Genomic DNA, 10,454 nt, shown 5'->3' with positions numbered 1-10,454 from the left:
AATAAAGCTTAAAATAGGTCAGTTATTATGACCTTATTAAGGCGTATAAGTTTGGAATTTATAGCATTTTTAATAATTGCATAGCTAATATGCTTAAATCGAATTGTTTTAAATGAATATTTTTTAAGCTAGTTAGATAAAATGTTTCATAACATTATAGAAGTTTTAATACTATCAGCCATTCAAGGCATATCAGAATTTTTACCAATAAGCTCTTCGGCACACCTAATATTAGTTTCAAGCTTATATGAATTTAAATCTAGTTCATTATTAATAGATATAAGTCTTCACCTTGGTTCCTTATTTGCAATTATCTATTTTTTTAGAAAGGACTTACTAGATGTCAAAAATAATAAAAGACTTTTAAGCCTAATTGTTCTTGGGTCAATTCCATTAATAATTGTTGGATATATCTTATATTCAACTGGCATCATTTATGAACTTAGAAACATTAAAATTATAGCTTGGACAACTCTAATTTTTGGAATTGTACTATTTATTGCAGATAGAAATCGATTTGATAAGAAAATTTCTTCGAACTTAAATCTTCAATCAATTCTATTTATAAGTTTATTTCAAATGCTTTCTTTGGTGCCAGGAGTAAGTAGGGCAGGGATAACTATTACAGCAGCAAGAATATTGAGATTTAATAGATTAGACTCTAGTAAAATATCATTTTTACTTTCTATTCCAGCTTTAGGAGGTGCTAGTTTTTTAGGATTAAAAGATGTGTTTTCTCAATCAGTTGAGTTTAATTATTTAGTAGTTATTGCAATTGTAGCATCATTTATTTTTTCTTTTGCGACTGTAAAATTTTTTTTAATTTATATAAACAAATTTTCAATGAATGCGTTTGTTATTTATAGAATACTAATAGCGTTGATTTTATTTGCTATAATTTATTAAGAATATTTTTTTTGAACCAATGGTAACAATTGAGACAGCAAGACACCACATAGAATAAATAAACATCCAAGTAAATTATTAATATCTAAGATCTGATTTAAAATGAACCAGGCAGCAATAGTTGCAAATACTCCCTCTAATGAAAAAACTATTGCAGCAGGGGCAGGGGTTATATTTTTTTGAGCATAAATTTGTAACACAAATGCAAAGCCTCCTGATAAAATTCCAGCATACAAAATAGAATTTATTTCTTTCATAATTTCTAAGTAAACAAACTCCTCATAAATAAATGCTATTACAAAAGAAAATATAGCAACGATGAAAGTTTGAGCTGCTCCTAGGGTGAGTGGAAGATTATACTTATTTACAATTATTCCAGTAAAAATTATGTGGGTGCTCCAAAATAAAGCACCTAGTATTACTAAACCATCCCCAAGTCTAACTGTGGCGTCATAAAAATTTGTTAATAAAAACCCTCCAATTAAACATAAAACTACAGATGGCCAAACACTCCAGTGAATTAATGTTCGTTTAAATAAAAAAATTATAATTGGTACTAAAGGTACATAAAAAATTGTAAAAAATGCAGCATTAGCAACATCTGTATAAAGAAGAGCAACTTGTTGTAAAGCCGAACCCAAAAATAAAGATAAACCAATTAAAAATGAGAGATTAACAAAAGTTTTGGTGTCAGTTTTAAACTCGGATTTAAATTTTTTTATTTCGAACAAGAAAACTAATGGTGTGATAGCCAAAAAACCTATGAAAAATCTTACAGCATTGAATGTAAATGGACCAATATTATCCATACCAGTGTCTTGAGCAATAAAAGTTGTGCCCCAAATAAAAGTACACAGCAAAGCACTTAATAAAGAGATAGTTTTTGACATAACTTAAATTATACAGCTAACTTATAGGCAAAATTTTTGCCAAGATTTTCTTTTAAATCATTATTAAATCTTGCAGCTTCAGCTCCATCAATAATTCTATGATCATAGGACAAAGATATAGGCAACATGGTTCTTGTTTGAAACTTTCCGTTAATAAATATTTGTTTTTTTTGAGACTTACCCACTCCCAAGATTGCAACTTCTGGAAAATTTATAATTGGAGTAAAAAACGAACCTCCTATTCCACCTAAACTGGTTATGGTCATAGACCCGCCAAATAATTCTTTTTTATCAATTTTTAGATTTCTACAAAGTTCACTTACTTCTTTTAATTCTATGCTAAGCAGTGAAATTTTTTTGTTGTCAGCATTTCTAATTTTAGGAACCATTAAACCATTAGGTGTATCAACTGCAATTCCAATATGAAAATATTTTTTAAATGTCATTTTTCCAGTTTCAATTTCATCTATGGAAGAATTAAAACTCGGGAATTTTTTTAAAGACGCTACTAAAGCTTTAATTATAAATGCCAAAGGAGTTATTTTGATTTTCTCTCCAGTATACATATCTGTCAAAGAACTTCTAAAGTTTTCCATTTCTGTTATATCTGCTTCATCATGATTTGTGACATGTGGTATAGTCGTCCAAGAATTGGTTAAATAAACCGAAGATAATTTTTTTACTCTTGGAATATCTTTAATTTCAATTTCTCCAAAATCAGAATGTTCAAATTCATTTTTGATTTTTTTAATTTTATCTTCTTTAATTTCATTAATATTTTTTGTTGTGGATGAAACAAATTTTTTAATATCATCCTCAATAACTCTTCCATCTTTTTCACTTCCTGCAACTTGAGTAATATCTACTCCAAGTTCTCTTGCAAATTTGCGAGCTTTTGGGCTTGCAGATGATATTTCATTGGATAAACTTTTAACTTGATTAATTGAAGCTTGTTCTATCTCGGGTTTTATTACTTTAATTTTTTTAAACTCTTTTTCAATATTTGGCTTTTCTTCAGTATTTTCTTTTTTTGTAGATATTTCCTCTAAAATTAATATCAAATCACCTTCGGAAATTTTATCTCCTACTTTTGTTTTTAAAGATTTAACCTTACCCTCAAAGTTAGATGGGATTTCTACGCTGGATTTATCACTTTCAATTGTAATTATAGGATCATTTTTTTGAAGAATTTGACCCTCGGAAACTAGAATTTCTATTACTTCAACATCCTTAAAATCTCCAATATTTGGTACTTTAATTTCAGTTTCTGACATTACAATTTAGTAGGCATTGGTTTTTCACCATCAATTTTATATTTTTTTATTGCTTCATTTGCATATTTTGAAGCTATTAATTGTTCTTTAGCCAAAATACTTAAGCTGTAAGCAACTAAATGCTCTTTATCTACCTCAAAAAATTTTCTTAGATTTTTTCTAGTATCACTTCTACCAAATCCATCTGTTCCTAAAGAATAAAAACTTTTATTTGTATAAGGTCTTATTTGATCTGAATTCATTCTCATATAATCTGATGCAGCCATGATTGGGCCTTCGGTTTTTCCCAAACATTTTTCAACAAATGAGGTTTTTTGTTCTTTATCAGGGTTTAAAAGATTATATCTTTCAACTTCCATTCCATCTTTTCTTAATTCATTAAAACTTGTTACACTCCAAATTTCACTATCAATTTCATATTCATTTTGAAGAACTTCTGCTGCAGCCATCATTTCTCTAAGAATTGTACCTGATCCTAAAAGCTGAATTTTTGTTTTCTTAAACTTATTAAATTCTTTAATCTTATACATTCCTTTCAAAATACCTTCTTCACAATTTTTATCTTTTGGCATTTCTGGATGAGAATAATTTTCATTCATTGTAGTAATATAATAAAAAACGTTTTCTTTTTTTTCATGCATTCTTCTCAAACCTTCTCTAAAAATTACTGCTAGCTCGTAATGAAAAGTTGGATCATAAGTTACACAATTTGGTATCGTAGAAGCTATTAAGTGGCTGTGGCCATCTTGGTGCTGAAGTCCTTCTCCAGCTAAAGTAGTTCTTCCTGCAGTAGCTCCAATTAAAAATCCTCTTGCCTGGCTATCCCCAGCAGCCCACGCCAAATCACCAATCCTTTGAAAACCAAACATAGAATAAAAAATATAAATTGGAATCATTTCTATGTCGTGATTTGTATATGCTGTAGCAGCTGCAATCCAAGAAGACATTGCACCAGCTTCATTAATTCCTTCTTCTAACACCTGGCCACTCTTATCCTCTCGGTAAGAACTTAATTGTGCGGCATCTTCTGGCTCATATTTTTGACCTTCATGAGCATAAATACCTATTTTTTGAAAAAAACCTTCCATTCCAAATGTTCTTGCTTCATCAGGAATTATAGGAACCAATCTTGGTGAAATATTTTTGTCTCTAAGTAGGTTGGTAAACATTCTAACCATTGCCATTGTTGTTGACATTTCTTTTTCACCAGTTGAAACTTTCATGAAATCAAAGATATCTTTTGATGGTGCCTTAATTGGTTTTGCGTAAGTTGTTCTTTCAGGTAGATAGCCACCTAAATTTAATCTTCTTTCTTTTAAATATTTAATTTCAGGAGATTTTTCATCAGGTTTAAAATATTCAATATTTCTAACTTGTTCATCAGTTAAAGGAACATCAAATCTATCTCTGTAGTATAGTAAATCATCAACATCTAATTTTTTTGTTTGGTGGGTAGTGTTCACACTTTCACCTGTCTTACCCATCCCATAACCCTTAATAGTCTTTGCTATAATTACAGTAGGACTTCCTTGATTTTTTGTAGCTTTGTCATAAGCCGCATATACCTTGTGTGGATCATGACCACCTCTATTTAATCTCCAAATATCTCTATCTGATAAGCTTGATACTAATTCTTGTGTTTCAGGATATTTACCAAAAAATTTTTCTCTAACATAAGCGCCGTCCCTTGCTTTCATCGCTTGGTATTCTCCATCAACTGTTTCATTCATTATTTTTACTAAATGACCAGTTTTATCATTTGCTATCAACGAGTCCCAATAAGAACCCCAAATTACTTTAATCACATTCCAGCCAGCTCCTCGGAAACTTCCTTCTAATTCTTGAATAATTTTTCCATTTCCTCTTACGGGTCCGTCAAGCCTTTGGAGATTACAATTAACTACAAATATTAAATTATCTAACTTTTCTCTTGCTGCTAGTCCGATAGCACCCATTGACTCAGGTTCATCCATTTCTCCATCACCTAAAAATGCCCAAACTTTTCGGCCCTCGTCTTTAATTAGACCTCTATTAATTAAATACTTCATGTATCTTGCTTGATAAATTGCAAGCATGGGACCTAAACCCATAGAAACAGTTGGAAATTGCCAAAACTTGGGCATTAACCAAGGATGTGGATATGAAGAAAGTCCACCAGAATTTACTTCTTGTCTGAAACTATCCAATTGTTTTTCATTTAATCTTCCCTCTAAGAATGCTCTAGCATACATTCCTGGAGCACTGTGACCTTGAAAATAAACTAAATCTCCACCAAATTTATTGTTTTTCGCTCTCCAAAAATGATTCATTCCAACATCATATAATGTTGCAGCAGAAGCAAATGTACCTATGTGTCCACCTAATTCTGGAAATTTTTTATTCGCTCTAACTACCATTGCAGCTGCATTCCATCTAATTAAAGATCTAATTCGTCTCTCAATATTTTGATCTCCATTTGATTTAACTTCTGCTTCTGGAGGGATTGTATTTATATAGGGTGTATTTTGAGTATAAGGAATATTTGCACCCTCACGATACGCTTTGTTAATCAATTCTTTAATTAAAAAATGAGCTCTTTGATTTCCATCTTTTGAAATAACTGCTGACAAAGATTCTAACCAATCTTGTGTTTCTAAAGGATCTGTATCTTTACCATTTGTAACTTGAATAGTTGATTGTTCTTTCTTTTGAGCAGGTTGATGAGCAACTTTAGTCTCATTCTTTTGTTCTGCCATAGCTGCTTCGGCTTGCTTAATAATACTTTCGGTATCTTTTGGAATTGGATTTTCTTTTTTATTTTCTGCTAAAGAAGCAATATTTAAGATTAAATCTCCTTTTGAAACCTTATCTCCAACTTTAACTTCAACTTTTTCAATCTTACCTGCTAGAGTAGAGGGAATTTCAACGCTTGATTTATCACTCTCAATTGTAATTACTGGGTCATTAATATTTAATTGATCGCCCTGTTTTGCTAAAACCTCTATAACTTCAACTTCTTCAAAATCTCCAATATCTGGAACAAATAATTTTTCATTCATTTTATTAAAATGTTTTATATACCTATTAATATTATAATTAAGTTTATTTTGATGCGTTATTTGGCTTTTTTATGAATTTCTGTAAAAAAATTGTACAAAAGTTAAGTATTTAATTTCTTTCAGCACACATGGCTACACCCATGCCACCCCCAATACATAATGCAGCACAACCTTTGCTTTTGTTTTGCTTTATCATTTCGTGTATTAGAGTAACTAATATTCTAGTTCCTGATGCACCAATTGGATGACCTAAAGCAATTGCACCACCATTTACATTAACTTTTTCAACAGGAATTTTTAGTTCTTTTATCACAGCTATACTTTGAGCGGCAAAGGCTTCATTTATTTCAAATAAATCAACATCGTTAATATTCCAATCAGCTTTATTTAGTGCTTCTTTAACTGCAGGAATAGGGCCTAAACCCATCAAAGAAGGCTCAACACCACATGACGCCCATGAAACTACTTTGACTAATGGTTCTATGGATTTAAGCTCTGCTTGCTTTCTTGTCATAAGCACTGTTGCAGCTGCACCGTCATTTATGCCCGATGAATTTCCTGGAGTAACAGTTCCATTTTCTTTAAAAACAGTTTTTAATTTTTTTAAGTCATCTATTGTTAAATTATTCCTAGGATGTTCATCGTTATCAAATATCACATTTTCTTTATTGTTAATTTGTAATTTAATTATTTCGTCTCTAAATTTTTTTTTGCCTGCAGCGTCTTGAGTTTTTTTTTGAGAATTTAATGCAAAGTTATCTTGTTCATCTCTAGATATTTCAAATTTTTCTGCAACATTTTCTGCTGTTACACCCATGTGATAATGGTTAAATGAGTCTGTTAAACCATCATTGATCATTGTATCTACCAATTTAGATTCATCTAATTTTTTATTTTCTCTGTAAAACAAAGAGTGTGGCGCTCTTGACATATTTTCTTGACCACCTGAAACAATAATTTTATTTTCTTCTAATTTAATTGATTGAAATCCAGAAACTATAGATCTTAAACCTGATCCACATACTTGATTTATAATATGTGCTGGTTTTGATACTGGAATACCAGCGTGTATAGATGCTTGTCTTGCAGGATTTTGACCTAGACCAGAAGTAAGTACATGGCCCATAATTACTTCATCAATTTGATCAGGCTTCAAATTAGATTTGTGTATAACTTCTTTGATTACCAGAGCACCTAATTTATCAGCACTCACATCTTTTAAAGAACCTTTATATGTTCCAATTGGTGTTCTCAAAGCAGATGTAATTACAACATCATCTAATTTTTTACTCATTAATGACTAAACATAATATTTTATAAGTTAAATTACATCAAAAACTTTGATATATGGAAATAATTATTAAATGAGGACCGCTGGCCAAATTGGATAAGGCGCTCGGCTACGAACCGGGAGATTCCAGATTCGAGTTCTGGGCGGTCCACCAAAAAGGAAACTAAAATGCTAGATTGGCTTTTAAAAGCATCATTACAAAAATCAGTTATATATTTTTTTATAATTGTTTTAATAATTTTATTAATCTTAACTTTTGTATTATAAAAAAATATGAGCAAAGAGTTCGAACAAATAAGTATTAAACCTGGATTTATGAAACACAATGGAGGTGTTTTATTTAGAACAGTGTCCGAAACTGAGTATGAATTTAAATCAACAATTAATGAAAATCATTTAAATGCTGCCAACATAACTCACGGGGGTTATTTGTCAGCATTAATTGATGCTGGAGCAGGCACTGCTGCTCATAGAGCTAGCGGTAATTCACCATGTGTTACGATTTCGTTGGATTTAAAATTTATTGGAGCATCTAGAGTAGGTGATGAAATAACAGGATTTACCAAAATACTTAAAAAAACAAACACACTTATATTTTTATTTTGTGAATTGAGATGTAATGACAAAATTATTACCTCTGCTTCAGGTGTTTGGAAAATTTTAAAAGTTAAACCCTCGAACTTAGGCCCAGGTGGTTAATTATTCTTTTCTTCTATAATTCAAGTATCCAAAAATTAAAAAAAATAAAATAGCTATTGGATAAACAAATAACTTGCTAGGCCTGTTCGAATTTTCAATCTTGAATTCACTTATATAATCACCCATTTCAAAGCCACTTTTTTTAGCTCGGCCATTCCATTTTAGATTATTAACAATAATTTTATTTTTTTCTTTCACTAAACTAATTCCATAATCTTCAAGTTTGTAGTCTTCTTCAAAAGAATTTTTATCAATCACAAATAATTTATACCTTTCGCCATAAGGACTTGGTCTAGTAATTTTAAAACGTACTTCTTTTTTTGGATCTAAAATAACTGAATTAATGTTGTTAATATCTTGGTAATTGTATTTTGGATAAAATTTATTAAGAACAAACTCTGGTGAGAGCAATGAAATAGATATCATCAAAAAAATAATTATCTCATGCCATTTCAGTTTATTAAAAAACCAACCTTGAGTTGCTGATGTAAATACTAATATTCCTGCCAAAGAAGTTGTTATTACAATTAATGCATGCCAAATATTTTCTATTCCAATCAAAAGAAGCTCGTGATTAAATAAAAATACAATTGGAAGAATACCTGTTCTTAAACTATACCAAAAAGCTTGCAGTCCTGTTTTAAGTGGATCACCTCCAGAAATAGCGGCTGCCGCATAAGAAGCTAACCCAACTGGTGGAGTAACATCAGCCATTAATCCAAAATAAAAAACAAATAAGTGAACTGCTATTAAAGGAAAAATAAATCCAGACGCATTTCCGACATCCACCAAAACAGTTGCCATTAATGATGCAACAACTACATAATTTGCAGTTGTTGGCAATCCCATTCCTAACAATAAACATAATATTATTGTCAAAAATAATAATATTGTGACATTATCTTTAGCAATAGACTCTATAACTATGATTAAATTTGTGCTTAATCCTGTTGATCCAACAGCTCCAACTATTATTCCGGCTGTTGCTATGGCTATACCAACACCTACCATATTTAAGGCCCCTTTTTCAAAACCAACGATAGTTTGATTAAACCATATTTTTAAAGAGTCTTTAGAAAAAGAATTTTTGATAAGCAAATAAACTAAATTGACTAGGATCAAAGATACGGTAGCATAAAAAATAGAATAAGACGCAGTATACCTTAAGTAAACTAACATATAAATTAAGACAAAAATTGGAATTAAGAAGTGAAGTCCTGATAAAAATGTTTTTTTCAAATTTGGAACATCTGCATCATCCATTCCTTTTAAATTTAATTTTAAAGCCTCAAGATGCGATATATAAAATAGTGCAATATAAGAAATTACTGCTGGTAAAAAGGCATGTTTTACAACTTCAAAATAAGTAACGCCAATAAAGCTAGCCATAACAAATGCTGCAGCACCCATAACTGGTGGCATTATCTGGCCATTAACAGAAGATGAAACCTCAATAGCTCCTGCTTTTTCTTTTGAAAATCCAGTTTTTTTCATAATTGGAATTGTAAAGGTTCCAGTAGTAACAGTGTTTGCAATTGAAGATCCTGATATTAAACCTGTCATTCCAGAACCTAGTATTGCAGCTTTCGCTGGGCCCCCTCTCATTTTACCAACCATTGCAAATGCTAAGTCTAAGAAATATTTTCCTCCACCAGCTGTTTCTAAAAGAGCACCAAATAATACAAATAAAAAAATAAAATCTACTGAAACTCCTATTGGAATTCCAAATATAGCTTCCTGATCTAACCATTGAAAACCAACCAATCTATTAAGTGAAAGTCCACCATGCGAAATTATTTCAGGTGCATACCTTCCAAAATATGAAAACAATAAAAAACAAACTGCAATTATTACTAATGGTAAGCCTATTGATCTTCTTGTTGCTTCAAGTAAAATTATGATGCCAAAGCTACCAATGATTAACTCTATAGGTAATTCAAAACTATCTCCTATTACAATACTTAATAAAACACCTCCACGATCAACTAACTGATCATAAAAAAAATATATGTATAAACAAGAAAAAGCTCCAATAAAGCTTATTAAAATATCAAACACAGAAATTTTTTTTTCTTTAGAAATTGGGTAAATTAAAAATGCTAAAGTTAATGCAAAACCGAGGTGAATAGCTCTTGCTGGTAATCCTTTAAACATTCCAAAATTAAAAATAAAAGGAAATGGAGATGCATACCAAAGCTGAAATAATGACCAAATAATTGCAATTGCTGCAACAATCTTTAAATGTAAACCTGTAAGATTTTTTGTTGGAGACAAATCCTCATTAATTTTATCTTTTACTTTTTCACTGATGCTTTCACTCATAATAAAGATGATACCCCATTATAAAAAAAAGGCC

At 30.6% G+C, this 10,454-nt stretch carries 7 protein-coding genes and 1 tRNA gene; 3 read left to right on the top strand and 5 right to left on the bottom strand.

The features are described from left to right. Positions 1 to 141 precede the first annotated feature (141 nt). Positions 142 to 906 carry an undecaprenyl-diphosphate phosphatase gene (locus tag ACIJYC_RS00145; RefSeq protein WP_435166384.1) on the top strand — a complete coding sequence of 255 codons (765 nt, stop codon included), beginning with the start codon at positions 142 to 144 and terminating at the stop codon, positions 904 to 906. Here the strand turns inward: ACIJYC_RS00145 and ACIJYC_RS00140 are convergent. The 4 genes from ACIJYC_RS00140 to ACIJYC_RS00125 form a co-directional block, all read right to left on the bottom strand. Beyond that, positions 903 to 1,796 carry a DMT family transporter gene (locus ACIJYC_RS00140; RefSeq protein ID WP_435166382.1) on the bottom strand — a complete coding sequence of 298 codons (894 nt, stop codon included), beginning with the start codon at positions 1,794 to 1,796 and terminating at the stop codon, positions 903 to 905. The genes ACIJYC_RS00145 and ACIJYC_RS00140 overlap by 4 nt on opposite strands. An 8-nt stretch (positions 1,797 to 1,804) precedes the next feature. Next, entirely contained in the window at positions 1,805 to 3,070 is a 1,266-nt protein-coding gene (locus tag ACIJYC_RS00135; RefSeq protein WP_435166379.1) for a 2-oxo acid dehydrogenase subunit E2, read from the bottom strand. Then, a complete protein-coding gene (gene aceE, locus ACIJYC_RS00130) occupies positions 3,070 to 6,108 on the bottom strand; it encodes a pyruvate dehydrogenase (acetyl-transferring), homodimeric type (RefSeq protein ID WP_435166377.1) in 3,039 nt (1,012 codons plus the stop codon). Before aceE ends, ACIJYC_RS00135 begins: the two co-directional genes overlap by 1 nt. Positions 6,109 to 6,217: 109 nt before the next feature. Continuing rightward, a complete protein-coding gene (locus tag ACIJYC_RS00125; RefSeq protein ID WP_435166374.1) occupies positions 6,218 to 7,402 on the bottom strand; it encodes an acetyl-CoA C-acetyltransferase in 1,185 nt (394 codons plus the stop codon). 74 nt (positions 7,403 to 7,476) lie between these two features. Here ACIJYC_RS00125 and ACIJYC_RS00120 point away from each other — a divergent pair. Together ACIJYC_RS00120 and ACIJYC_RS00115 are read left to right on the top strand one after the other, a co-directional pair. Further along, positions 7,477 to 7,553: transfer RNA gene (locus ACIJYC_RS00120), tRNA-Arg, on the top strand. 119 nt (positions 7,554 to 7,672) lie between these two features. Continuing rightward, positions 7,673 to 8,098 carry a PaaI family thioesterase gene (locus ACIJYC_RS00115; protein WP_435166371.1) on the top strand — a complete coding sequence of 142 codons (426 nt, stop codon included), beginning with the start codon at positions 7,673 to 7,675 and terminating at the stop codon, positions 8,096 to 8,098. Here ACIJYC_RS00115 and ACIJYC_RS00110 read toward each other — a convergent pair whose 3' ends face one another. After that, positions 8,099 to 10,420: a TRAP transporter permease gene (locus ACIJYC_RS00110; RefSeq protein ID WP_435166368.1), complete on the bottom strand. Its 2,322-nt coding sequence runs from the start codon at positions 10,418 to 10,420 to the stop codon at positions 8,099 to 8,101. Positions 10,421 to 10,454: the final 34 nt, after the last annotated feature.

The sequence above is a fragment of the Candidatus Pelagibacter bacterium nBUS_28 genome (genome assembly GCF_051200915.1).
Taxonomy (GTDB): Bacteria; Pseudomonadota; Alphaproteobacteria; order Pelagibacterales; family Pelagibacteraceae; genus Pelagibacter.
Note: the sequence above shows the minus strand (reverse complement) of the source record. Positions and strands in the feature narration are given on the sequence as shown.